Source organism: Pseudomonas sp. LB3P14, assembly GCF_054898045.1.
The window spans coordinates 6,184,760-6,210,277 of the sequence record NZ_CM142714.1 but is presented as its reverse complement, the minus strand read 5'-3'; the positions used below and the strand labels follow the sequence as shown (position 1 = coordinate 6,210,277).

The following is a 25,518-nucleotide window of genomic DNA, read 5'->3' as shown; positions in this document are numbered from 1 at the left end:
ATGAGCGAAGATCGATCGAGCAACGGGCAAAAGTCATGGTTGGGTAAGCTCACCCAAGCTTTTGCCCACGAGCCGAAGAACCGCCAGGAGCTGCTGGAGCTGCTGCGCGATGCACACCAAAACAAGTTGCTGGACAGCGAAGCGCTGGCCATCGTCGAAGGCGCCATCCAGGTCGCTGACCTGCAAGTACGGGACATCATGGTCCCGCGCTCGCAGATGATCAGTATCAAGGCGACCCAGACACCCCGCGAGTTTTTGCCCGCCGTGGTCGACTCGGCCCACTCCCGCTACCCGGTGATCGGCGAAAGCCACGATGACGTAATGGGCGTGTTGCTGGCCAAGGACTTGCTGCCGTTGATCCTCAAGGAGAACGGCGACAGCTTCAACATCAAGGACCTGCTGCGCCCGGCCACTTTCGTGCCCGAATCCAAGCGTCTGAATGTGCTGCTGCGCGAGTTCCGCGCCAACCACAACCACATGGCCATCGTCATTGACGAATACGGCGGTGTGGCGGGTCTGGTGACCATCGAAGACGTGCTGGAACAAATCGTCGGCGATATCGAAGACGAGCATGACGTCGAAGAAGACAGCTACATCAAGCCGCTGCCCAGCGGTGACTTCCTGATCAAGGCCCTGACGCCGATCGAGAACTTCAACGAGTTCTTCGACAGCCAATTCTCCGATGACGAATTCGACACCGTCGGCGGCTTGGTGATGAGTGCGTTCGGGCACCTGCCAAAACGTAATGAAATCACTGAAATCGGCCCTTATCGCTTCCGTATCCTCAATGCGGATAGCCGTCGAATCCATTTGCTGCGCCTGACTCCCATTGCCCGTTAAGGATTAGGGGTGTGTCATCAGCTATTTCCTGCATCGCGTTGCGCCTGAAAGCGGGCCAGGCAAGGCGCAGTCCGCAGGGAATGGCATTCCCTTTCCAAGGACTGCAACGCAGCATGGCCCGCTTTCAGGCGCAACCCGAAGGGCCGGGTCTGCTGTTACGCAGGGCTGCGTTACTCGTCGCTCATTTGAAAAACCAAACCACACTCCTCGTGCCTTGCCCTGCGTAACAGCAGGCCCGGCGCGATACAGGAAATAGCTGATGACACACCCCTTGCTCCGCGTAACCCGCCCCGGCTGGCCCGGTAATCTGCTGGCCGTGGCGGCCGGTGCAATCACCACCCTGGCCCTGGCGCCGTTCGATATCTGGCCGTTGGCGTTGCTGGCGGTCGGCTTCTTCTATGCCGGCTTGCGTGAACTGAACCCCCGCCAGGCTCTGGGACGGGGCTGGTGCTTCGGTTTCGGTCTGTTTGGCGCCGGTACCAGCTGGATCTACTACAGCATTCACCACTTCGGCGGCGCTTCAGTGCTGCTGGCCGGTTTCCTGATGTTGATCTTCACGGCGGCGATTGCCTGGTTCTTCGCCCTGCCCGCCTGGATCTGGGCGCGCTGGCTGCGCCGTAACGAAGCACCGCTGGCCGACGCCCTGGCGTTCGCGGCGTTGTGGGTCGGTCAGGAAGCCTTTCGCGGCTGGTTCCTGACCGGTTTCCCCTGGCTTTATTCCGGCTACAGTCAGCTCAACGGCCCGCTGGCCGGGCTCGCGCCAGTCGGCGGAATGTGGCTGATTTCCTTCACCCTGGCCCTGACGGCCGCGCTGCTCTATAACGCTTTGCGCCTGGTCCGCACGGGCCGCAAAGGTTTCATCGCCGCAGGTGTGATGCTGCTGGTCGGCCCTTGGGTGACCGGCATGGCGCTCAAGGAGCACGCCTGGACAACCCCGGCGGGTGCTCCGCTGAGTGTCGCGGCGATTCAGGGCAACATCGAACAGAGCATGAAGTGGGACCCGGCGCAGCTCAACGCGCAGTTGGCGCTGTACCGCGACATGAGCTTCAGTTCAAAACGGGTCGACCTGCTGATCTGGCCGGAAACGGCCATCCCGGTGCTCAAGGAGTCCGCCGAGGGCTACTTGAACATGATGGGAAACTTCGCCGCAGAGCGTAAGTCCGCGCTGATCACCGGCGTACCGATCCGCGAGGAAGTCCATCACCAGAAACGGTTCTACAACGGCATCACCGTCGCGGGTGAAGGCGATGGCACTTACCTCAAGCAGAAACTGGTGCCGTTTGGCGAATACGTTCCGTTGCAGGACGTGTTGCGGGGGCTGATCGCTTTCTTCGATCTGCCGATGTCGGACTTTGCCCGTGGCCCGGCCGACCAGCCGATGCTGCAAGCCAAGGGTTATCAGATTGCACCGTTCATCTGCTACGAAGTGGTTTATCCGGAATTTGCCGCCAGCCTCGCGGCGCGTAGCGATTTGCTGCTGACCATCAGCAATGACACCTGGTTCGGCACCTCCATCGGCCCGTTGCAACACTTGCAGATGGCGCAGATGCGCGCGCTTGAGGCCGGTCGCTGGATGATCCGCGCCACCAACAACGGCGTAACCGGTTTGATCAACCCGTTCGGCCAGATCACCGTGCAGATCCCGCAGTTCGAACGCGGCATTCTGTACGGTGAAGTGGTGCCAATGCACAACCTGACGCCTTATCTGGAATGGCGCTCGTGGCCGCTGATCATTGTTTGCGTGCTGTTGTTTGGCTGGGCGCTGATCGCGAGCCGGATGGCCAAGACTGTCTAATGATCGTTCCCACGCTCCGCGTGGGAACGATCAAATCAGCGATAAAAAATTGAATACCCGATTTGCCCCACCGCCTCATTCATCAACTGCCCGCTCTGCCAGATCGACTTGAATTCCGGCATCCAGCCGCCCAGTGGCCGGGCGTGATCCACGCCTAAAAACCCCACCGGCGCTGGCACCACTTCAAATCCTGCCTTTTTGAAACTCCAGACCGCTCGCGGCATGTGCCAGGCCTGAGTCACGACCACCACGCGCTTGATTCCTTCCGGCAATAACACCTCGGCGCTGAACTGCGCGTTCTCCCAAGTGGTGCGGCTGCGCCCTTCCTGCCAACGCACGGTCACGCCGAAATCATCTTGCAACGAGTCAGCCATCAACCTGGCTTCAGTCGGCGGCGTGCCGTAATGCAGGCCGCCACTGGTCAGGACCGGCAAGCCCGACGCCTTGGCCAGCCGCGCCGTATAACGCTCGCGCTGCAGCGCCACACCCGTCGGCTGGTCGCCGCCCCAGGCCAGGTCACCACGCTCGCGCCCAGCACCCAGCACCACAATCGCGTCGGCGTGCTGCGCCAATGTTGCCCATTCGTCACGCGCCAATGGCGCTTCACGTTCCAGCGTCTTGGCGCCCCACTGCACCACCACCGGCAGGCTCATCAGCCAGAAGCCGCCCACGCCCAGCGCAAAGCACAATCCGGCAAGGCGCGGTCTTGAGCGGCGTAACCACCACGCAAGCACCAACAGCAGCAAAAGAATGCCGGGGGGCAACAGAAGTTGTTTAACGAAATATCGAAAAGGCATCGAGCATCTCCAAAAGATGCCCGAAGCCTAAGTGGGTTGACGCAATGCGACAACAAATGCGGAAGGACTATGCTTCAAAAAACCATACGTCATGGCCTCAAGTGCCCTTACTTGAATTGCAGAGACCGGACCTTTACCGCGTCCCTGCCGGGTGTTTTGTCCTTGAGCCAGATGATCTTGGCCGAACGTGGTGCGTCGAGTTGCTTCACTGCTTCTGACAGGCATCCCTGTGTCTCACGTTCACTGCGATCGAGATACGCCTGGACCAGTGCAAACTCTGCGGGGCTCAAGCCTCGCAATTCCAGTTCCAGCGGACGTTCATCGCGTAACCGACCAGCGGTTTTGGCCGCGTCCAGGGCCATTCCCAGACGATCGATCAATCTTTCGTACAGCTCCGGTTTTGTAACTTTTTGCCGTGACTCAACCATCCCTCACCTCATTGAAGATAAGACTCACTCCCCAATTAGAGCTTAGCTTCCATCATCAAACCGGCTGAGCGCTGCGACCAACGGCCCTCGCAGCGGGTTTTGGGTAGCCCGCAGCAGTAATCAAGGTTTCCCTCGGTAGAGTGCGGTCATGTATGCTACGGCGCTTCCTGTAACTCCACTTCCAGCTCGTCTGGACACCGAAACGCCGATTTGGCGTGTTCACCGTCCAGCGTTGCATTGAAGAGGATTAGGCCACCCCTATTCAGTTCAAAAGTAGCCATGCACGAACAATATCAGCCCCGTGAAATCGAAGCCGCCGCCCAGTCGTTCTGGGACGAGCAAAAGTCCTTTGAAGTCAGTGAACAGCCAGGCAAGGAGACTTTCTATTGCCTGTCGATGTTCCCTTACCCCAGCGGCAAGCTACACATGGGGCACGTGCGCAACTACACCATCGGCGACGTGATCTCCCGCTACCAGCGCATGCAAGGCAAAAACGTCCTGCAACCCATGGGTTGGGACGCCTTCGGCATGCCGGCGGAAAACGCCGCGATGAAGAACAACGTAGCGCCCGCCAAGTGGACCTACGAAAACATTGCGTACATGAAAACCCAGCTGCGCAGCCTGGGCCTGGCGGTGGACTGGTCCCGCGAGGTGACTACCTGCAAGCCTGATTACTACCGCTGGGAACAATGGCTGTTCACTCGCCTGTTTGAAAAAGGAGTGATTTACAAAAAAAGCGGCACCGTGAACTGGGACCCGGTCGACCAGACCGTTCTGGCCAACGAACAGGTGATCGACGGTCGCGGCTGGCGTTCCGGCGCGCTGATCGAAAAACGCGAAATTCCGATGTACTACTTCAAGATCACCGCCTACGCGGATGAGCTGCTGGAGAGCCTCGACGAACTGACTGGCTGGCCTGAACAGGTCAAGACCATGCAGCGCAACTGGATCGGCAAGTCCCGCGGCATGGAAGTGCAGTTCCCGTACGACGTCGCTTCCATCGGCGAAGCCGGCGTAATGAAAGTCTTCACTACCCGCCCGGACACCCTGATGGGCGCGACCTACGTTGCTGTGGCCGCCGAACACCATCTGGCGACCCTGGCCGCGCAGAACAACCCTGAGCTGCAAGCGTTCATTGCTGAATGCAAAGGCGGCAGCGTTGCTGAAGCCGACGTCGCCACCCAAGAGAAAAAAGGCCTGGCAACCTCGTTGTTCGTCGAGCACCCGCTGACCGGTGAGAAGCTCCCGGTGTGGGTCGCCAACTACGTGCTGATGCACTACGGCGACGGCGCAGTAATGGCGGTTCCGGCGCACGACGAACGTGATTTCGAGTTCGCCACCAAGTACAACCTGCCGATCAAATCCGTGGTGCGCACCCGTTCGGGCGACACCAACCCGTCCCCGTGGCAAGACGCCTACGGCGAGCACGGCACGCTGATCAATTCCGGCGAGTTCGACGGCCTCGATTTCGAAGGCGCCTTCGATGCCATCGAAGTCGCGCTGATCAAGAAAAACCTCGGCGCCTCGCGCACCCAGTTCCGCCTGCGCGACTGGGGCATCAGCCGTCAGCGCTACTGGGGCTGCCCGATCCCGATCATCCACTGCGACACCTGCGGTGATGTGCCGGTCCCGGAAGATCAATTGCCTGTCGTGCTGCCGGAAGACGTTGTACCGGATGGCGCCGGTTCGCCGCTGGCGCGCATGCCCGAGTTCTACGAGTGCGCTTGCCCGAAATGTGGTGCACCGGCCAAGCGTGAAACCGACACCATGGACACCTTCGTCGAGTCCTCGTGGTACTACGCCCGTTACGCCTCGCCACACTATGAAGGCGGCCTGGTGGAAAAAGCCGCGGCCGACCACTGGCTGCCGGTAGATCAGTACATCGGCGGTATCGAACACGCGATTCTTCACCTGCTGTACGCGCGTTTCTTCCACAAGCTGATGCGCGACGAAGGCCTGGTGAGTTCCAACGAACCGTTCAAGAACCTGCTGACCCAAGGCATGGTGATCGCCGAGACTTACTATCGTCGCGAAGCCAATGGTGCTTACACCTGGTTTAACCCGGCGGACGTCGAACTTGAGCGTGACAGCAAGGCTAAGGTCATCAGCGCCAAGCTGATCGCGGACGGCCTGCCGGTGGAAATCGGCGGCACCGAGAAGATGGCCAAGTCGAAGAACAACGGCGTCGACCCACAGTCGATGATCGACCAATTCGGCGCAGACACCTGCCGCCTGTTCATGATGTTCGCCTCGCCACCCGACATGAGCGCGGAATGGTCCGACTCCGGAGTAGAAGGTTCGCACCGTTTCCTCAAGCGCGTCTGGCGTCTGGCTCAAGCCCACGTCACTCACGGCTTGCCGGGCAAACTGGACGTTGCCAGCCTGAACGACGAGCAGAAAGCCATTCGCCGCTCGATCCACCTGGCCATCAAGCAGGCCAGCCACGACGTCGGCCAGAACCACAAATTCAACACCGCCATCGCTCAGGTGATGACGCTGATGAATGTGCTGGAAAAAGCCGCGCAAGGCACCGAACAGGATCGCGCACTGGTTCACGAAGGTCTGGAAGCCGTGACTTTGTTGCTGGCTCCGATCACCCCGCACATCTGCCACGATCTGTGGCATCGGTTGGGTCACGCTGCTCCGGTGATCGATGCCGGTTGGCCGGTGCTGGACGAGAGCGCTCTGGTACAAGACAGTCTGCAACTGGTCATTCAGGTCAACGGTAAACTGCGCGGCCACATCGAAATGCCGGCCAGCGCCAGCCGCGAAGAAGTCGAAGCGGCTGCTCGGGCCAACGAGAACGTACTGCGTTTTGTCGACGGCCTGACTATTCGTAAAGTGATCGTAGTGCCCGGGAAACTGGTCAATATCGTCGCCAGCTAATTGGATCAGGCGCCAGGTCATGCCTGGCGCCGCGTAAAACCTTTCGGGCCGCACGATCGGCCCACCTGGTTTCAAGGGGAGCAACAAGATGATCAAACGCAATTTGCTGGTGATGGGCCTTGCGGTCCTGTTGAGCGCCTGCGGTTTCCAGCTGCGCGGCACCGGCACCACTGAACTGGCGATCAAGGAACTCGACCTGAGTGCCCGCAATGCCTACGGCGAAATCGTGACGCAAATGCGTCAGGTGCTGCAAAGCAGCGGCGTCAAGGTCTACAGCGGCGCACCTTACAAACTGGTGCTGACCGATGAGCAAGAAAGCCAGCGCATCCTCAGCTACGCGGGCGCCGGCCGTACTGGCGAGTACCAGATGACCCTTGTGTTGAACTACGACATCCGTGGTCAGGGCGACCTGCCGCTGCTGGACGACAAGCTCGAAGTGCAGAAAGTCTTCATCCACGACGGCAACAACCTGGTGGGTTCCGACCAGGAAGCCAACGATGCCCGCAAAGAGATGCGTCGCGAACTGGTTCAACGCATGATGCTGCGTCTGCAACAGCTGACTCCGACTCAGTTGGAGCAGTTGCAACAGACCGCCGATGCCAAGGCCAAGGCTGAAGCCGCGGCACTGGAAGCGGCGCAGAAGGCTGAAGCGGCAACCCCGCGCCAGTCGCCTATCGAACTGCCGAAGCAGTAAGACTTACGGGGCGCTCAGGCGCCCCGTTCGCCCTCTCCCATGAAACTCGCCCCCGCCCAACTCGCTAAACACCTGCAAGGTGCCCTCGCGCCGGTCTACATCATCAGTGGCGATGACCCACTGCTGTGTCAGGAAGCCGCCGACGCCATTCGTGCCGCCGCCCGCCAACAGGGATTCGACGAACGCCAGGTCTTCGCCGCCGACGCCAGTTTCGACTGGGGTACGTTGCTGCAAGCCGGCGCGAGCATGTCATTGTTCGCCGAAAAGCGTCTGCTGGAACTGCGTCTGCCGTCCGGCAAACCCGGTGACAAAGGCGCCGCCGCGTTCATCGAGTACTGCTCGCGACCGGCCGAAGACACGGTGTTGCTGATCAGCCTGCCCAAGCTTGATGGCAGTGCGCAGAAAACCAAGTGGGGCAAGGCGCTGGTCGAAGGTCAGCAGACCCAGTTCGTGCAAATCTGGCCGGTAGAGGCCAACCAGTTGCCGAGCTGGATCCGTCAACGGCTGTCCCAGGCCGGGCTTTCCGCCAGCCAGGACGCCGTCGAATTGATCGCCGCACGGGTCGAGGGCAATCTGCTGGCTGCCGCCCAGGAAATCGAAAAGCTCAAACTGATGGCCGAAGGCGGTCAGATTACCGTTGAAACCGTGCAAGCGGCAGTGGCCGACAGTGCGCGCTTCGATGTCTTCGGCCTGACCGACGCTATCCTCAACGGTGAAGCGGCCCACGCCCTGCGCATGCTCGAAGGGCTGCGCGGTGAGGGCGTCGAACCGCCCGTGATTCTCTGGGCGCTGGCTCGGGAGCTGCGTCTGCTGGCCAACTTGTCGCTGCAATACAGCCAGGGTGTGCCACTGGACAAAGCGTTCAGCTCTGCCCGACCGCCGGTCTGGGACAAACGCAAACCGCTGATGAGCAAAGCCCTGCAACGCTACTCGGCGCAACGCTGGGCGCAGTTATTGCTGGAAGCGCAGCGCATCGACGCACAGATCAAAGGCCAGGCCGCCGGTTCACCGTGGATGAGTTTGAGTCGGTTGTCGTTGTTGATGGCCGGCCAGAGATTGTCATTGCCTGCCGAGTAAGGCTTTCGACCGCGGCGCGGCCATTCGCGGGCAAACCTCGCTCCTACAGATCACGCAATTCAGTAGGAGCGAGGCTTGCCCGCGAAGGCGTCCGAAAGGTCCTACACAATGTGGGGACTAGACAAAGCCCTAGCTTCGGCCGATGATTTGCACCGCAAAACCCACTCACTTGCGAGAATTCATCATGAGCAAAAAGCCATCGAAGCGTGGCCCCAACAAGGCCAAATCCATCATCGCCCAGCCACTGTTCCGCAGCCGTCAGGAACCCGCCGGCAAGGGCAAAGGCAGCTACCGCCGCGAAGCCTTCCAGTCTAATAGCTGGGAGGCTTCTTACTTTCTGGCGGCCTGAAAGGCAAGCGTTCGCTCAACATGTTAAGGTCTGCACCTGATTCGTACTCCCTGGACCCGTGCATGCCCCTTTGTATTTCCCGTCGTTGGCACCTGCGCCAACTGATAGCTGCCTCCAGCCTTATTTTGCTTGTTGCCTGCGCGGAAAAACCCACCGCAGCCGACGCCAAGCCGCTTCAGACCCTTCCCGTCGCAACAGCCCCTGCGGTCATTCCGCCCGTGGTGCCGACCGGTGAAGACCTCGACATCCAGCCAACCCAGACCTTCGCCGAATGGCAGGCGGGTTTCCGCAAGGATGCGCTGGCCGCCGGCATCCGCGCCGACCTGTTCGATCGCGCCTTCGCCAATGTCAGCCTGGACACCAGCGTCATCCGTGCCGACCGCAGCCAGCCGGAATTCGCCCGCCCGGTCTGGGAATACCTCGACGGCGCCCTTTCGCCGCTGCGGGTACGTAATGGTCAAGCGCTGGTCAGCCAGTACGCCGACATCCTGCAAAGCATTGAACAGCGCTACGGCGTCGACCGTCAGGCACTGGTCTCGGTGTGGGGCATGGAAAGTAACTTCGGGCAGTTCCAGGGCAACAAGTCGGTGATTAATTCCCTGGCGACCCTGGCTTATGAAGGCCGGCGTCCCGGATTTGCCCACGCACAACTGATCGCCGCCCTGCAGATCCTGCAACAAGGCGATATCGAACCTGAGAAAATGCTCGGTTCCTGGGCCGGCGCCATGGGCCAGACCCAGTTCATCCCGACGACCTACAACACCCATGCCGTGGACTTCGATGGCGATGGTCGCCGCGACATCTGGGGCAGCCCGGCCGACGCCCTGGCCTCGACGGCGCACTACCTGCAAAGCTCAGGCTGGCAGAAAGGCCAGCCGTGGGGCTTCGAAGTGCAACTGGCGAGTGGCTTCAACTACGTCCTGGCCGATGGCACGATGCGCAAGAGCGTCGCTGAATGGCTGCAACTGGGCGTCACCCTGCCCAATGGCGGCCAGGTTCCGGCAGGCGCCGAACACCTGTCAGCCGCCCTGTTGCTGCCGGCCGGATACCGTGGCCCGGCGTTCCTGGTCCTCGACAACTTCCGCGCGATCCTCAAGTACAACAACTCGTCGTCCTACGCATTGGCCGTGAGTCTGTTGTCCGAGCGTTTCAACGGTGCGGGTTTGATCAACGGCTCATGGCCCAAAGATGATTTGCCGTTGAGCCGTACCGAGCGGATCGAATTGCAAAGCCTGTTGAGCGCGCAAAACTACGACGCGGGCACCGCCGATGGCATCATCGGCGCCAACACGCGCAAAGCGATCCGCAGCGCCCAGCAGTCGTTTGGCTGGCCAGCGGACGGGTATCCGACGCACCAGTTGCTCGAAGGACTGCGTAACCGCTAAAAAAGCTTCGCGGGCAAGTCGGATCGCCGCACCGCTCGCTCCTACGGATCACACAATCGTGTAGGAGCGAGCGGTGCGGCGATCCGACTTGCCCGCGAAGACTGACTAATAAGCAACCACGATCTAACGCTTGACCACCACATCCTGTTCCAACACCAACTCCTTGTTCCCCGCATCCAGCCTCACCAGTGCGCCCATCGGCAATGTCAGATTCGGATCGCAATGCCCGCTGCGCCACCCTGCCAGCACCGGTATGCGCAGCGGCTCAAAGGTCTGCTTGAGCAAACGCTCCAGCGCAACCCCATCAACCCCCGCCACATCCCCCACCAGAACCCCGCGCAGCTTGTGCAGCGTGCCGGCCAGGCGCAGATGGGTCAGCAGCCGGTCGATGCGATACAACGGCTCGTTGATGTCCTCGATGAACAGAATGACGCCCTCGGCATCCATCTCATACGGCGTGCCCATGGTCGCGGCGATCAGCGACAAATTGCCCCCCAGCAAACGCCCGTGCGCGATGCCAGGCTCAATCGTGGTCAACGGGTAGGCCACCGGGTGCGCCAGCACGCTGCCCGCCTTCACCTGTCCTCTCAGCATGTTGAAGAACGAAGATTCGGTAGGTTTTTGCTTGTCACCCAGCAGGTCGGCATTGAGCAACGGGCCATGAAAGGTCACGAAACCCGCATAACGGCTGATCGCCAGGTGCAACGCTGTCATGTCGCTGTAGCCGATGAACGGCTTGGCATTGTTGCGCAGCAATTCGAAATCAATACGATCGAGTAGCCGCGGCGTACCGTAACCACCGCGCAGACAGATGATGGCGTCGACCTCACTGTCGGCGAACGCCCCGTGCAGATCATTGAGCCGTACATCATCACTGCCGGCCAGGTAATCATCTTTCTCGTACACGCCGGGGAAAATCCGCAGTGAATATCCGCGAGCGCGCATCCAGGCGATGGCTTTATCGGTGTCCAGCGGTGCGGGACCGGCGGGCGCGATGACGCCAATCAGCCCTTCCGATGGCAAGGCCGGAACGGGTGTGTGAGGACAAAGTGTGTGGGTCGGTCGAACGGTCATCCATGAATCTCCCTGCGTGAAAGCGTCAAGCACACAGTAGTCAGGAACGGGGACAAACAGAAGAGGGTTCGTTGCCCCGCAGGTTGCAGGAAAAAGCACTGATTGCCATGGGCAAGGCAAAAAAACGCCCGCAAGGCGCAATGCCTTGCGGGCGTTTTCATGTCATGCAGCTAATCAGGACGACATCAGCTCGGCCTTAACCAGTTTCGCCTGCTCGTCGGCGTGGTACGAGGAACGTACCAACGGGCCGGAAGCGACGTTCTTGAAGCCCATCTTGTAACCTTCCTCGGCGAACCAGGCGAAGGTGTCCGGGTGCACAAAACGCTGCACCGGCAAGTGGCTGCGGGACGGTTGCAGGTACTGGCCCAGGGTCAACATGTCGATGTCGTGTTCGCGCATGCGCTTCATGACTTCGATGACTTCTTCGTCGGTCTCACCCAGCCCCAGCATCAGGCCGGACTTGGTCGGAATGTGCGGCATCATCTGCTTGAAGCGTTGCAGCAGGGTCAGCGACCACTGGTAATCCGAACCCGGACGCGCAGCCTTGTACAGGCGCGGCACGGTTTCCAGGTTGTGGTTGAACACATCCGGCGGCTCGGCAGCGGTGATTTCCAGCGCGACGTCCATACGGCCGCGGTAGTCCGGAACCAGGGTTTCGAGCTGTACGTTTGGCGACAGCTTGCGGATCTCGCGGATGCAGTCGGCAAAGTGCTGGGCACCGCCGTCACGCAGGTCGTCGCGGTCTACGGAGGTGATCACCACGTACTTGAGTTTCAGGTCGGCAATGGCAATGGCCAGGCTTTCCGGCTCGTTGACGTCCAGTGGCTTCGGACGACCGTGACCCACATCGCAGAACGGGCAGCGACGGGTGCAGATGTCACCCATGATCATGAAGGTCGCGGTGCCGCCAGAGAAGCATTCGCCCAGGTTCGGGCAGGACGCCTCTTCGCACACACTGTGCAGCTTGTGTTTGCGCAACAGGGCCTTGATGCGATCGACTTCCGGGGAAACCGGGATGCGCACGCGGATCCAGTCGGGTTTCTTCGGCAGTTCGGTGGTCGGAATGATCTTCACCGGGATACGTGCAACCTTCTCGGCGCCGCGCAGCTTGACGCCGGCTTCAACCTTGGCACGCGGGGCCGGACGCTCGGTGACATCGAGCGTCGGGATCATGGTTTGCACTGCATCAGTAGTCATATCAGTCGATTCCGCCCGTTAGGGTCGTCTGCTCAGCATAGTCGAGGTGTTTGACGAGCTGCGCGCGCAGCCGGGCACTTACCTCGGCAAATTCAATCGATCCTGCGTGATCGCTCAGCTGGGTCATCGCCAGCCCGGCGTAGCCGCAGGGATTAATCCGTCGAAACGGTTCCAGGTTCATGTCCACGTTCAGGGCCAGGCCATGAAAGGAACAACCATGGCGGATCCGCAGACCGAGAGAAGCGATTTTCGCCCCATTGACATAGACACCCGGAGCATCCGGCTTGGCCACGGCAGTGACGCCGTAGCTGGCCAGCAACTCAATCAGGCATTGTTCCATGCGGCTGACCAGGTCACGCACGCCGAAACCCAGCTTGCGTACGTCGAGCAACAGGTAGGCCACTAATTGACCGGGACCGTGATAAGTCACCTGACCACCGCGATCCACCTTCACCACCGGAATATCCCCCGGCAGCAACACGTGCTCGGCCTTGCCGGCCTGCCCCTGGGTGAACACCGGTGGGTGCTCGACCAGCCAGATCTCGTCCGCTGCATCGCTGCCGCGTTCGTTGGTGAAGCGTTGCATGGCATGCCAGACCGGCTCGTAAGCCATCTGGCCGAGCTCGCGAAAGCCCAGCGTGCCAGACATCACAGCACCATGTGCACGAAACCGGTAGCCCGCAACTCGCTGTTGATGTCGTACAGCTGTTCTTGACCGGTGGCGATGATGTGCAACTGGATGGTCGTGTACTTGCCGTTGGTGCTCTGGCGCTCGGCCAGGGTCTTGTGGTCAACGGTCGCGTGCTTCTCAAGGATCGCGATGATCTTGTCCTTGAAACCCACGCCGGTGTCGCCGATCACCTTAATAGGGTAATCCGCGCAGGGGAATTCGATCTTTGGCGCCTTTACTTCGGTGTCTGTCATGGCGTAACGGCCTCGTAAGCCGTGGCAACGGACATGGCCCCGCTCCGGATTGGAACAGGGCCATGCAAGTCCACACTAATTCAGTTGAACAAGCCGTAGAAGAATAGACGGATGCTATCCCACATGCGACGGAAGATACCACCCTCGTCGACCGCGTCCAGAGCGATCAGATCAGCGCTGTGCACGACCTTGTCGTCCAGTTTCACTTCGACTTTACCGATCACGTCGCCCTTGGCGATTGGCGCAACCAGTTGTGGGTTCATGGTCATGTTGGCGGCGAGCTTTTTCAGCTGGCCTTTTGGCAGGGTCATGGTCAGGTCTTCAGCCAGGCCGGCCTTGACTTGATTGGTGGTGCCTTTCCAGACAGGAGCCTGAGCCAGCTCGGCGCCTTTCTGATAGAAGGTCTGGGTTTCGAAGAAGCGGAAACCATAAGTCAGCAGCTTCTGGGTTTCGGCTGCGCGAGCCACTTCGCTGTTGGTGCCGAACACCACGGCGATCAGGCGCATGCCATCACGCACGGCCGAAGAGACCATGCAGTAGCCGGCTTCGTCGGTGTGGCCGGTTTTCAAGCCGTCGACCGTCTTGTCGCGCCACAGCAGCAGGTTGCGGTTAGGTTGCTTGATGCCGTTCCAGAAGAACTCTTTCTGCGAGTAGATCGCATAGTGAGCAGGGTCTTCGTGGATGATCGCGCGAGCCAGCACGGCCATGTCGTGAGCCGACGAGTAGTGCTCAGGGTTCGGCAGACCGGTCGGGTTCATGAAGTGGCTGTTGGTCATGCGAAGGTCGGCCACGGTTTTGTTCATCATGTCAGCGAAGGCGTCTTCGCTGCCGGCGATGTGCTCGGAGAGCGCAACACTGGCGTCGTTACCCGACTGAATGATGATGCCGTGCAGCAGGTCGCTGACAGTCACCTGCGAGCCGACTTTAATGAACATCCGCGAACCGCCGGTACGCCAGGCGTTTTCGCTGACGGTCACCGGATCGTTTTCACCGATCTGGCCACGACGGATTTCCAGGGTCGCGATGTACGCGGTCATCAGCTTGGTCAGGCTGGCCGGAGGCAGACGCTGGTCACCGTTGTTCTCTACCAGCACGTTGCCGCTGCTGGCGTCCATGAGTACGTAGGCTTTGGCGGCCAGTTGCGGTGGCGACGGCATCATCTCGACCGCGAAAGCGGCAGGCGAGAGGAGCAGCGGGACTAGCAGACACAGGCGTTTGGCAAAGGTGGTGATGTTCATCCGTCTCTCGAAATCGCTAATGGAAACTGCCCGAAGGCAAAACTAATCAGACAGCTTTCTAACGAGCTGTCGCGTGTTCAGTTGTTCACTCAGAACCCTTGCCGGGCTTTTGTTCTTCAACGAGCCAACAACCCGGTTCGCCCCCCAAACCGCAAGCGAACCGTCAATCAAGTACTACGTATTACTCGGCAGTGACCAGGCTCGGTGAACCGAGATTGGCCGTTCGCACGCTGTTCTGCACTTGCTGGATTTCACCCGGCGAACCGATTGGCCCCAGGCGCACCCGATGCAGCGTCTGTTGATTGCGCACGATCGAACTGATGAACACCGGAGCGCTCACCATCCCGCTGAGCTTCGATCTCAGGAGTTCTGCAGCGTCCGGGTTGGCGAACGCGCCCACCTGCAGATACTGGCCAGAGGCTGGTACAGAAGCGTTTTTTTTTGCATCGATCTGCACGGGCACAACGGCCGCGGCGTGTTGCTGCGGCGGTGGCGTCCATTGCTCGACCGTGCCGGCCGAAGCCGTAATCGTCGGGGCGCTATTCTGCGCGACTTGCGGCTCGTTGAGCATCAAAGGCGCCGGACGGCCCTTTTGTGCCCACCACTGCTGCGGATCGATACCTTCGACCTTGACCCGCGCCGTACCGGTTTCGGCGTAACCGAGCTTTTTGGCGGCCGCGTAGGACAAGTCGATGATCCGGTCCGAGTAGAACGGCCCACGGTCGTTGACCCGCAGGATCACGCTCTTGTTATTGTCCAGGTTGGTCACCCGAACGTAACTTGGCAGTGGCAGGGTCTTGTGCGCGGCGCTCATGCCGTACAGGTCGTAAACCTCGCCATTGGCGGTGTTCTGACCGTGGAACTTGGTGCCGTACCAGGACGCCGTGCCCGAAGCGACATAGGTCTTGGAGTCTTGCAGCGGGAAGTAGGTCTTGCCCAATACGGTGTAGGGGTTGGCTTTATAGGGACCGGTGTGCAGGGTCGGCGTGGCATCCGGAATGCGCGATACGTCGACGTCCCACCACGGCGCGCCATCTTTGTGCGCGCGGTTGATGTCCAGGCCTGGCGCTGCGCGCACGGCGGTGGAAGACTTTTGGGTCGGCGAACGGCTGGTCGAGCAACTGGCAACCAGCACCGCCAGCGCGGCGAATGCCATCAGCTTCAGGGGTTTATTCATAGGCAATGCCCGCATTACTTGACGCCCCGTGCTTGGACCAGCTGTTCAGACAGTTGATGTACGGCCATGGCGTACATCACGCTGCGGTTATAACGCGTGATCGCATAAAAATTCGTCAGGCCCATCCAGTATTCAGGGCCATTGTCACCTTCCAGGCGGAAAGCCGTTACCGGCATATCATCGCGCAGCGCATCATGACTTGACCACCCTAGCGCCCGCAACTCCCCGACGGTTTTAGTCGGTTCGATGCCGGTGGTCAAACCTTCGTCCACGTGCTCCCCACGAACATCGGCGCGACTGACCACAGGTTCGCCGGCCACCCAGCCGTGACGCTTGAAATAACTGGCGACGCTGCCAATGGCATCGTCCGGATTGGTCCAGATATTGATGTGGCCGTCACCGTCGAAGTCCACCGCATAGGCGCGAAAACTGCTCGGCATGAACTGCGGCAAGCCCATTGCTCCGGCGTAAGAGCCTTTGAGGGTCAGCGGATCGACCTGCTCTTCCCGGGCCAGCAACAGGAACTCACGCAATTCCTTGCGGAAAAATTCGGCACGGGGAGGATAGTCGAAACCCAGGGTCGACAAGGCATCGACCACCCGGAAATTACCGGTATTTCGGCCGAAAAAGGTCTCAACACCAATGATCGAAACAATAACCTGCGCCGGCACGCCGTATTCCTGCTCCGCGCGAGCCAGTACTGCCTCGTGCTGACGCCAGAAGTCGACACCACGGGCGATACGCGCGTCGGTGATGAACATCGGGCGATATTCGTTCCACTGCTTGACTCGCTCGGCAGGTTTGGAGATAGCGTCCAGAATCGACTGCTTGCGCTCTGCTTCGCGGAACACGCCCATCAGCTGTTCACCGGCGAAACCGTAGTCGCGGGTCATTTCACCGACGAATTCGGCCACCTGGGGTGAGCCTTCGTAATCGCCGGCCAACGCTTCCTGCGCTGTGCCAAGGATGCTTACCAGGCCGACCCATGGCGCATATCGAGTCGCCCAGCCACGCATTACTTGCATTGAAATCTTCACCTTATTCAAACCTGAGCGATCCACTTACGATGGGTATGGATCGACATCAAAACCCCAAACGCTGACAGCAGCGTCACCAGCGAGGTTCCTCCGTAGCTAATGAACGGCAACGGCACCCCCACAACCGGCAACAGGCCACTGACCATACCGATGTTGACGAAAACGTAAACAAAAAACGTCATGGTCAGGCTGCCCGCGAGCAATTTGCCGAACAATGTCTGGGCCTGGGCAGTAATCACCAGTCCCCGACCGATTAAAAGCAGGTAAATCAGCAGCAGTGCGCAAATACCCACCAGGCCGAATTCTTCGCCCATGACCGCAATAATAAAGTCGGTATGGCTTTCCGGCAGGAAGTCCAGGTGCGATTGGGTACCGAGCAACCAGCCCTTGCCGAACACACCGCCGGAACCGATGGCGGCTTTCGACTGAATAATGTTCCAGCCAGTGCCCAGCGGATCGCTCTCTGGATCGAGGAAGGTCAGGATTCGCTGCTTCTGGTAGTCATGCATGATGAAGAACCACATCGCGACGGCCACCGGCACGGCGGCGGCGATCACGCTGATGATCCAGCGCCAGCGCAAGCCGCCCATGAACAACACGAAAGCGCCACCGGCGAGAATCAGCAACGAAGTGCCGAGGTCGGGCTGACGCACGATCAGGATGAACGGCAACCCGATCAGAAACAGACTGACGCCCACATGCTTGAGCTGCGGCGGCAAGGTGCGCTTGGACAAGTACCAGGCGATGGTCGCGGGCATCAGGATCTTCATGAATTCCGAAGGCTGGAAGCGGATCACCCCGGGAATGTTGATCCAGCGTGTGGCACCCATGGCGTTATGGCCCATGACGTCCACCACCACCAGCAACAGCACACCGAGCACATAACCGACTGGCACCCAACGGGCCATGAAGCGCGGTTCGAACTGAGCAATGACGATCATCGACACCAGGCCGATGCCGAACGAAGTGGCTTGCTTGGCCAGCAGATCCCAGCTCTTGCCGCTGGCCGAATACAGCACGAACAGGCTGCCGGCCGCGAGGGTCAGCAGCAGGATCAGCAACGGGCCGTCGATGTGCAGGCGTTGCAACAGCGTCGCGCGGCGACGCATCACATCCTCACTGGAGAGGATGCGATCGAAATTACTCTTCACGGGCCGTAGCCTCCGCACTGATAGGGCTGGCGTATTCGGCCTTCAACCGACCGTCCTGGTCCAGAAGCCAGGCGTCCATGACTTGACGCACCACGGGCGCCGCGACGCCGGAGCCGGACTCACCGTTCTCGACCATCACCGACACCACGATTTGCGGGTTGTCGGCCGGCGCGAAGCCGACGAACAAGGCGTGGTCGCGATGGCGTTCCTGAACCTTGGAGCGGTCGTACTTCTCGCCCTGCTTGATCGCGACGACCTGGGCCGTACCACTTTTGCCAGCAATCCGGTATTGAGCGCCGATCGATGCCTTGCGCGCCGTACCACGGGCACCGTGCATGACCTGCTGCATCCCGTGATTGACTTTGGTCCAGTCGGACGGGTCACGCAGGACGATGTCCGGCATCGGGTTGTCGTCCTTCGGCCGCTCGCCTTCGACGGTCTTGGCCAGGTGCGGACGGTTCCAGATCCCCTTGTTCGCCACCAGCGCCGTGGCCTGGGCCAATTGCAGCGGAGTGGACTGCATGTAGCCCTGACCAATCCCGAGAATCAGCGTTTCACCCGGGAACCAGGCCTGACGACGGGTCGCACGCTTCCACTCACGGGACGGCATCAGCCCCGGCGATTCTTCGAACATGTCCAGGGAAACCTTCTGGCCGATGCCGAACTTGCCCATGTACGCCGACAGCCGATCGATGCCCAACTTGTGGGCCAGGTCATAGAAATAGGTGTCGTTGGACCGCATGATCGCCGTATCGAGGTCAACGTAGCCGTCGCCGGTCCGGTTCCAGTTACGGTACTTGTGATCGTAGTTGGGCAGTTGGTAGTAGCCAGGGTCGAAGACCCGAGTCGATGCGGTGACCACGCCCGAATCCAGGCCGGCAATCGCCACCGCCGGTTTGATGGTCGAGCCCGGCGGGTACAGACCACGCAACACGCGGTTGAACAGCGGCCGGTCAATGGAATCGCGCAGCTCGGAATAGGCCTTGAAACTGATACCGGTGACGAACAGGTTCGGGTCGAAACTCGGCTGACTGACCATCGCCAGCACTTCACCGGTTTTCGGGTCCAGCGCTACAACAGCGCCACGACGACCACCGAGGGCGGCTTCGGCGGCTTCCTGCAATTTGATGTCCAGGCTCAGGACGATGTCCTTGCCGGAAATCGGTTCGGTACGCTTGAGCACCCGCAGCACGCGGCCACGGGCGTTGGTCTCGACTTCTTCGTAACCGACCTGACCGTGCAACTCCGGCTCGTAGAAGCGCTCGATGCCGGTTTTACCGATTTGATGGGTGCCGCTGTAACTCACCGGATCAAGAGACTTCAGCTCCTTCTCGTTGATCCGCCCCATGTAACCCACCGAGTGCGCAAAATGCGCGCCCTGCGGATAGTGACGTACCAGCTGCGCGACCACCTCCACACCCGGCAGACGGAACTGATTCACCGCGATGCGGGCGATCTGCTCTTCGGTCAGCTCAAACAGGACCGGCACCGGCTCGAATGGCCGGCGCCCCTGACGCATGCGCTTCTCGAAGATCACCCTATCTTCCGGCGTCAGCTCCAGCACTTCGACGATCACGTCGAGCACTTGCTGCCAGTCGCCTGAGCGCTCGCGGGTCATGCTCAGGCTGAAGCTGGGCCGGTTATCGGCCACCACCACACCATTGCGATCGAAGATCAACCCGCGAGTGGGCGGAATCGGCTGCACATGGACGCGGTTGTTTTCGGACAGGGTCGAGTGGTACTCGTACTGAATTACCTGGAGGAAATACAGCCGCGCGATCAGCACACCGATCAGCGTCACGACCGCAATTGCCCCGAACACGACGCGACCACGCACCAGACGGGCGTCTTTTTCGTGGTCCTTGATGCGGATCGGCTGGGGCATGAGGGCAGAACTACTTGTGGTAAGGGTGGCCGGACAAGACTGTCCAGGCACGATACAGCTGTTCGCCGATCAGAATTCGCACCAGCGGGTGCGGCAACGTCAACGGCGAGAGCGACCAGCGCTGATCGGCCCGGGCACAGACTTCCGGCGCCAGCCCTTCGGGGCCACCGACCATGAAATTCACCGTGCGCGAGTCCAGCCGCCAGCGATCGAGCTCGACCGCCAGTTGCTCGGTGCTCCAGGGCTTGCCGTGGACTTCGAGGGTCACAACGCGCTCGTTCGGCCCGACCTTGGCCAGCATGGCTTCGCCTTCCTGACGGATGAAGCGTGCCACGTCGGCGTTCTTGCCACGGGTGTTGAGCGGTATTTCCACCAGTTCCAGCGCCAGTTCGGACGGAAGACGCTTGGCATATTCATGCCAGCCTTCTTCCACCCACTTGGGCATGCGTGAACCGACGGCGATCAGTCGCAGTCGCACAGCGGTCCCTTATTGCTGGTCTTTGTTGAGCTTGACGAAGTGCTCATGGGTGTTTTCCGGGCTGTGGTGAGCCGCGTTCAGAGCACGGCTCTGTTCTGCACCGGACCACAGACGCTCCAGGTCGTAAAACTGACGAGCCGAGGCGGTCATCATGTGCACGATGACGTCATCCATATCCAGCAGCACCCAGTCGCTGTCGCCCTTGCCTTCTTCACCCAACGGCTTGACGCCCAGGGCTTTGACCGCTTCGCGGACCTTGTCCAGCATCGCGCCGATCTGACGGTTCGAAGTACCGGTGGCGATGATCATGAAGTCAGTGATGCTCTGCTTTTCACGAACGTCGATGACCTGGATGTCCTGGCCCTTCACGTCTTCCAGGGCTGCTACGGCAACCTTGACCAGCTCTTCACCGCGCAGCTCCGGCCCGGTTTGAGCCTCTACTGGCAGCGGGGCGCTCTTGAACGTGCCTTTGCGCTTTACTTTAGTTACGTCTTTGTTCGTCATATAAAACTCGTTTTGCTCGTATGTTCGGGCGCTTCGTTACACGTGATCACGTGCCTTGAAGCGCGCCCTTTTTCAGTTCGACGCACGGTAAAGTCCGTGCGCATCGATGTAGGCCAGGACCGCGTCGGGCACCAGGAAACGTACCGACTTACCGCTGGCCAGCAGTTGACGGATCTGGGTGGCGGATACCGCGAGCGGTGTCTGCCAGACGAATGCAATCTGTCCGCTCGGCCCCTTGAGGGCCAGCGGGTCGCTTACCGAGCGCGCTGCCAGCAGATTGCGCAAGGCATCCGGCGGTTCGCTGTCGGCATCCGGGCGTTGCAGCACCAGGATGTGGCAATGCTGGAGCAACTCTTCCCAGCGGTGCCAAGTGGGCAGGCCGCAAAATGCGTCCCAGCCCAAAAGTAGAAAAACCTGGTCTTGCGCGGCCAATTCAGCGCGCATCAGTTCCAGGGTGTCGAGGGTGTAGGACGGTTTGTCCCGCTGCAATTCGCGGGCGTCCACCACCAACGGTGCCACACCGGCCACCGCGCACTCGACCATCGCCAGACGGTCCTTTGCCGACACCTGCGGCGTACCGCGATGCGGCGGTCTGGCACTGGGTGTCAGACGCAACTCGTCGAGCGTCAGCGATTCGGCGACTTCCAGCGCACCACGCAAATGGCCGATGTGCACCGGGTCGAAGGTCCCGCCCAACACGCCAATGCGTCGAGGCGCAGGCTCGCTGGCGGTTTCCGGGGCTGACAGGTCGAGGTCGCCCAAGTCAGACCGACGCCTGGCCGCGCAACTGACCATCACCGACCACGATGTACTTCTCGCAGGTCAGCCCTTCGAGGCCCACCGGGCCGCGGGCGTGCAGCTTATCAGTAGAAATGCCAATCTCGGCACCCAATCCGTATTCGAAGCCATCGGCGAAGCACGTCGGGGTGTTGATCATCACCGACGAGGAATCGACTTCCGCGACGAAACGCCGGGTGTCTGCAAGGTTTTCGCTGACGATCGAATCGGTGTGGTGGGAGCCGTACGTATTAATGTGCTCGATGGCCTGGTCCAGCCCGTCGACCACGCGGATCGACAGAATCGGTGCCAGGTATTCGGTGTTCCAGTCTTCTTCAGTGGCTGCGATAACGTCGATGATCGTCCGGGTGCGTTCGCAACCGCGTAGTTCGACGCCTTTTTCGCGGAACTGTGCAGCCATCGACGGCAGGAAATCCTTGGCGACCACTTGGTCCACCAGCAGGGTTTCCATGGCGCCGCAAATACCATAGCGGTAGGTCTTGGCATTGAATGCGATGCGCTGGGCTTTCGGCAGGTCGGCGTGGGCACTCACGTAAACGTGACAGATGCCGTCCAAGTGTTTGATCACCGGCACGCGGGCATCGCGACTGACCCGTTCGATCAGGCCGCGACCGCCACGGGGCACGATGACGTCGACGTATTCAGGCATGGTGATCAGCGCGCCAACGGCGGCACGATCGGTCGTTTCGACCACTTGCACCACAGCGGCGGGCAAATCGGCCTCGGCCAGACCGCGCTGGATGCAGGCGGCAATGGCACGATTGGAATGAATCGCCTCGGAGCCGCCACGCAGGATGGTCGCGTTGCCGGACTTCAGGCACAGGCTGGCGGCATCGATAGTCACGTTCGGCCGAGATTCGTAGATGATCCCGATCACGCCCAACGGCACGCGCATCTTGCCGACCTGAATGCCCGAAGGCCGATAGCTCATGTCGCGGATCGCGCCGACCGGGTCCGGCAGAGCCGCCACCTGACGCAGACCCACAATCATGCCGTCGATGCGTTCCGGGGTCAGCGCCAGACGCTCAAGCAATGCGGGTTCAAGACCATTGGCACGGCCAGCAGCCAAATCCAGCTCATTGGCAGCCGTCAGCTCGGCGCGTGCAGCGTCCAACGCGTTGGCAGCAGCTTGCAAGGCGCGGTTTTTCTGCGCGGTGCTGGCACGGCCGATGACGCGAGAAGCTTCGCGGGCAGCGCGACCCAATCGGGTCATGTAGTCAAGAACGGACTCAGTCATGGTCTGGAGTGGTCTTTGCTAAGGTCTTGGTAAAGAGTAAAGCGGCAGATTATAGCTGTCGCGTCCCGGGACTAACAGCGGTGACGGGCGGATGGTCGAAATGGAGGGCAATTTGCCGACGTTCAGCCGTGATTAAGCTGCAAATTGTTATCATCACGACTCAATCAACCCTGATTAACGCCGTTCATCATGTCCAACCTGACTGTTCGCACGTCCGCTACGAGCCTGCCCAAGGGGCTCACGGATGCATTTTTCGACAGAGATGCCCAAACGCTGGCCCGGGATTTACTCGGCAAAGTCATCCGTCACCGGGTCGGTGACCTGTGGCTCAGCGCCCGGATTATCGAGACTGAGGCCTATTACTTCGAAGAAAAAGGCAGTCACGCCTCCCTCGGCTACACAGAAAAACGTAAGGCTTTGTTTCTGGATGGTGGTCACATCTATATGTATTACGCCCGGGGCGGCGATTCCCTGAACTTCAGCGCCCAGGGTCCGGGCAACGCCGTACTGATCAAATCCGCTTATCCGTGGATCGATGACTTGAGCGGGCCGGCGAGCCTGGCGCAGATGCTGTTGAACAATCCCGATGCTCAAGGTCGCCCTCGCCCATCACAAAAGCTTTGCGCCGGACAGACTTTGCTCTGCAAGGCGCTGGGCCTGAAGGTACCAGTCTGGGACGCCAAGCGCTTCGACCATGAAGTGTTGCTGGTGGAAGATGTCGGCCCAGCGCCTGCTCACATCATACAAACCACGCGCCTGGGCATTCCTCACGGACGCGATGAGCATTTGATGTACCGCTTCGTCGATGCGGCTTACGCGCCGTATTGCACGCGGAACCCGTTGCGACGGGGACAGGTCGAAGGTCGCGATTATTTTTTGCTGACTTGATGATGGAACAACCCCTTGTGGGAGTGAGCCTGCTCGCGAAAGCGGACTGATAGTCGAGGCAGATGTCGCCTGACACTCCGCTTTCGCGAGCAGGCTCGCTCCCACAAGGGTTCTGTTGTGTTTTACAGATTGCGTTCGTCCCATGGGACTAATAAACATCAGATGGAGTTGTTTTTATGGGCCCATGGCTCGATAGCGTGACCGGTTGGTTGACGGTCAACCCGCAATGGCTGGCCGTGGCGGTGTTCATAGTGGCCTGCGTGGAATGCCTGGCGATTGCCGGGCTGATCGTGCCCGGCACGGTGTTGCTGTTTGCCGTGGCGGTACTGGCCGGCAGCGGAGCGCTTTCGTTGGGTGAAACGCTATTGCTGGGCTTCCTCGGCGGCGTGCTGGGCGACATCATTTCGTACTTCCTCGGGCGACACTTCCATCAGAACATCCGGCGCCTGCCAGGGTTACGCCATCATCCGGAATGGATCGCCGGGGCCGAGGCCTATTTCCAGCGTTACGGTATCGCCAGCCTTTTGGTCGGGCGTTTCATCGGCCCGCTGCGGCCGATGTTACCGATGGTCGCCGGAATGTTCGACATGCCCTTCCCGCGTTTCGCTGCCGTCAGCCTGCTGGCCGCCGCCGGCTGGAGCGTCGCGTACCTGCTGCCCGGCTGGGCCACGGGGGCGGCGATTCGCTTGCCGTTGCCAGAGGGTTTCTGGCCTGAGGCCGGAATCGTCGCCGGCAGCATCGCCGTCATGCTGGGCTTGAGCGTCACCAGCAGTCTGCGCCGCCATCGCAAGGCCACCGTGCTGATTACCGGGATGAGCTTTCTGATTCTGGGGGGACTGTTTATCGGCTACCCGCACCTGACCGCCCTCGATCAGGGCGTGATGACCCTGGTGCAGGAACACCGCAGCCCGTTGCTCGATGAGGTGGCGGTGACGTTCACGCTGATTGGCGAGTTCCGCAACATGCTGCTGTTCAGCGCCCTGCTGACCGGTTTGTTGTTGCTCACCCGACAATGGCGACAAGCGATTTTCGCTGGCAGCACCCTACTCTGCACCGCACTCGGCAACACGTTCACCAAACAGTTTTTCGCCCGCGTGCGCCCGGAAGTACTGAGTGATCCGCTGGTGAGCTACAGCATGCCTAGCGGCCACGCGTCGGGATCATTCGCGCTTTTTCTGACACTCGCCGTCCTGGCCGGCCGCGGACAACCCCCGCGGATGCGTCTGACCTGGTTGCTGATTGCCTGCCTACCGGCACTGGCGATTGCTCTTTCCCGTGTGTACCTCGGCGCGCATTGGCCGACTGACGTGCTGGCTGGCGCGATGCTGGCAGCCTGCGTGTGTGCAGCGAGCTTGTGGCTGAATCAGCGCAAGACTCAGCTCGGCGCAATGTCGTTTAAAGTCTGGTGGCTGGTGTTGCCGGCGCTGGTGGCGCTGTTCAGCTTCTTTGCGTTACGCCACTTTCCCCACGCGATGCTGCGGTATGCATATTGAGGCCACACATCTCTTTGCGAGACCAGCATCAAACCAAGTGGGGAAACCCAATAAATAACGCACGGAACACCAGAAATTTCACACTACACGCAACACACAACACACAAATAGAAAATAAAAAACGCCTGATCACACAACGCACTTTGTGCCACCTTGGAAGACAACATTTGTCACTCGACAACAAAC

24 protein-coding genes are annotated in these 25,518 nt (G+C 60.3%); 9 read left to right on the top strand and 15 right to left on the bottom strand.

Translation table 11 applies throughout. The features are described from left to right. A complete protein-coding gene (locus tag ACYZT5_RS28425) occupies positions 1-840 on the top strand; it encodes an HlyC/CorC family transporter (protein ID WP_008152854.1) in 840 nt (279 codons plus the stop codon). Between the two features lie 259 nt (positions 841-1,099). Then, entirely contained in the window at positions 1,100-2,635 is a 1,536-nt protein-coding gene (gene lnt / locus ACYZT5_RS28420) for an apolipoprotein N-acyltransferase (protein ID WP_462048333.1), read from the top strand. A 35-nt stretch (positions 2,636-2,670) separates the two neighbouring features. Here lnt and ACYZT5_RS28415 read toward each other — a convergent pair whose 3' ends face one another. Both ACYZT5_RS28415 and ACYZT5_RS28410 read right to left on the bottom strand, forming a co-directional pair. Continuing rightward, on the bottom strand, positions 2,671-3,432 hold the full coding sequence (locus tag ACYZT5_RS28415) for a YdcF family protein (RefSeq protein ID WP_462048332.1): 762 nt from the start codon (positions 3,430-3,432) through the stop codon (positions 2,671-2,673). Positions 3,433-3,539: 107 nt separating this feature from the next. Further along, positions 3,540-3,860, bottom strand: coding sequence for a hypothetical protein (locus tag ACYZT5_RS28410; RefSeq protein WP_462048331.1), 321 nt, complete (start codon positions 3,858-3,860; stop codon positions 3,540-3,542). Between the two features lie 279 nt (positions 3,861-4,139). Between ACYZT5_RS28410 and leuS the strand changes: the two genes are divergently transcribed. The 5 genes from leuS (at position 4,140) to ACYZT5_RS28385 (ending at position 10,251) form a co-directional block, all read left to right on the top strand. Further along, positions 4,140-6,746: a leucine--tRNA ligase gene (gene leuS / locus ACYZT5_RS28405; RefSeq protein ID WP_462048330.1), complete on the top strand. Its 2,607-nt coding sequence runs from the start codon at positions 4,140-4,142 to the stop codon at positions 6,744-6,746. Positions 6,747-6,834: 88 nt separating this feature from the next. Next, the gene (locus ACYZT5_RS28400) at positions 6,835-7,440 is read left to right on the top strand and encodes an LPS-assembly lipoprotein LptE (protein WP_462048329.1); all 606 of its coding nucleotides are present in this window, start codon (positions 6,835-6,837) and stop codon (positions 7,438-7,440) included. 39 nt (positions 7,441-7,479) lie between these two features. Beyond that, positions 7,480-8,517, top strand: coding sequence for a DNA polymerase III subunit delta (gene holA / locus ACYZT5_RS28395; protein WP_449645726.1), 1,038 nt, complete (start codon positions 7,480-7,482; stop codon positions 8,515-8,517). A gap of 184 nt (positions 8,518-8,701) precedes the next feature. Continuing rightward, positions 8,702-8,866, top strand: coding sequence for an alternative ribosome rescue factor ArfA (gene arfA, locus ACYZT5_RS28390; RefSeq protein ID WP_283189191.1), 165 nt, complete (start codon positions 8,702-8,704; stop codon positions 8,864-8,866). Positions 8,867-8,928: 62 nt separating this feature from the next. Then, a complete protein-coding gene (locus ACYZT5_RS28385; RefSeq protein ID WP_462048328.1) occupies positions 8,929-10,251 on the top strand; it encodes a lytic murein transglycosylase in 1,323 nt (440 codons plus the stop codon). Between the two features lie 123 nt (positions 10,252-10,374). Here the strand turns inward: ACYZT5_RS28385 and ACYZT5_RS28380 are convergent, their stop codons facing one another. From ACYZT5_RS28380 to ACYZT5_RS28320, 13 genes are all read right to left on the bottom strand, one after another. Then, positions 10,375-11,325, bottom strand: coding sequence for a S66 peptidase family protein (locus ACYZT5_RS28380; RefSeq protein ID WP_462048327.1), 951 nt, complete (start codon positions 11,323-11,325; stop codon positions 10,375-10,377). 174 nt (positions 11,326-11,499) lie between these two features. Further along, complete coding sequence (gene lipA / locus ACYZT5_RS28375) at positions 11,500-12,522, bottom strand: lipoyl synthase (protein ID WP_007946663.1); 1,023 nt, start codon at positions 12,520-12,522, stop codon at positions 11,500-11,502. 1 nt (position 12,523) lies between these two features. Next, entirely contained in the window at positions 12,524-13,171 is a 648-nt protein-coding gene (gene lipB / locus ACYZT5_RS28370; RefSeq protein WP_095130754.1) for a lipoyl(octanoyl) transferase LipB, read from the bottom strand. Further along, positions 13,171-13,446 (bottom strand): DUF493 domain-containing protein, encoded by a 276-nt coding sequence (locus ACYZT5_RS28365; protein WP_008152827.1) that lies wholly within the window; start codon positions 13,444-13,446, stop codon positions 13,171-13,173. Before ACYZT5_RS28365 ends, lipB begins: the two co-directional genes overlap by 1 nt. An 80-nt stretch (positions 13,447-13,526) precedes the next feature. Continuing rightward, positions 13,527-14,684, bottom strand: coding sequence for a D-alanyl-D-alanine carboxypeptidase family protein (locus ACYZT5_RS28360; RefSeq protein ID WP_462048326.1), 1,158 nt, complete (start codon positions 14,682-14,684; stop codon positions 13,527-13,529). A gap of 181 nt (positions 14,685-14,865) precedes the next feature. Then, positions 14,866-15,876 carry a septal ring lytic transglycosylase RlpA family protein gene (locus tag ACYZT5_RS28355; protein ID WP_462048325.1) on the bottom strand — a complete coding sequence of 337 codons (1,011 nt, stop codon included), beginning with the start codon at positions 15,874-15,876 and terminating at the stop codon, positions 14,866-14,868. Beyond that, positions 15,876-16,886 (bottom strand): lytic murein transglycosylase B, encoded by a 1,011-nt coding sequence (gene mltB, locus ACYZT5_RS28350; protein ID WP_462048324.1) that lies wholly within the window; start codon positions 16,884-16,886, stop codon positions 15,876-15,878. Before mltB ends, ACYZT5_RS28355 begins: the two co-directional genes overlap by 1 nt. A gap of 17 nt (positions 16,887-16,903) precedes the next feature. Beyond that, positions 16,904-18,007 carry a rod shape-determining protein RodA gene (rodA, locus tag ACYZT5_RS28345; protein ID WP_462005864.1) on the bottom strand — a complete coding sequence of 368 codons (1,104 nt, stop codon included), beginning with the start codon at positions 18,005-18,007 and terminating at the stop codon, positions 16,904-16,906. Positions 18,008-18,038: 31 nt separating this feature from the next. Further along, entirely contained in the window at positions 18,039-19,934 is a 1,896-nt protein-coding gene (gene mrdA, locus ACYZT5_RS28340; RefSeq protein ID WP_462048323.1) for a penicillin-binding protein 2, read from the bottom strand. Between the two features lie 10 nt (positions 19,935-19,944). After that, entirely contained in the window at positions 19,945-20,412 is a 468-nt protein-coding gene (gene rlmH, locus ACYZT5_RS28335; RefSeq protein ID WP_007937439.1) for a 23S rRNA (pseudouridine(1915)-N(3))-methyltransferase RlmH, read from the bottom strand. 9 nt (positions 20,413-20,421) lie between these two features. Then, a complete protein-coding gene (rsfS, locus tag ACYZT5_RS28330) occupies positions 20,422-20,916 on the bottom strand; it encodes a ribosome silencing factor (protein ID WP_282379099.1) in 495 nt (164 codons plus the stop codon). A gap of 72 nt (positions 20,917-20,988) precedes the next feature. Further along, positions 20,989-21,678 carry a nicotinate-nucleotide adenylyltransferase gene (nadD, locus tag ACYZT5_RS28325; protein ID WP_462048322.1) on the bottom strand — a complete coding sequence of 230 codons (690 nt, stop codon included), beginning with the start codon at positions 21,676-21,678 and terminating at the stop codon, positions 20,989-20,991. 1 nt (position 21,679) lies between these two features. Further along, entirely contained in the window at positions 21,680-22,951 is a 1,272-nt protein-coding gene (locus ACYZT5_RS28320; protein WP_462048321.1) for a glutamate-5-semialdehyde dehydrogenase, read from the bottom strand. Positions 22,952-23,140: 189 nt separating this feature from the next. Between ACYZT5_RS28320 and ACYZT5_RS28315 the strand changes: the two genes are divergently transcribed. Together ACYZT5_RS28315 and ACYZT5_RS28310 are read left to right on the top strand one after the other, a co-directional pair. After that, entirely contained in the window at positions 23,141-23,839 is a 699-nt protein-coding gene (locus ACYZT5_RS28315; protein WP_462048320.1) for a DNA-3-methyladenine glycosylase, read from the top strand. Between the two features lie 176 nt (positions 23,840-24,015). Next, positions 24,016-25,332, top strand: coding sequence for a bifunctional DedA family/phosphatase PAP2 family protein (locus ACYZT5_RS28310; RefSeq protein WP_462048319.1), 1,317 nt, complete (start codon positions 24,016-24,018; stop codon positions 25,330-25,332). The last annotated feature ends 186 nt before the right edge of the window (positions 25,333-25,518 follow it).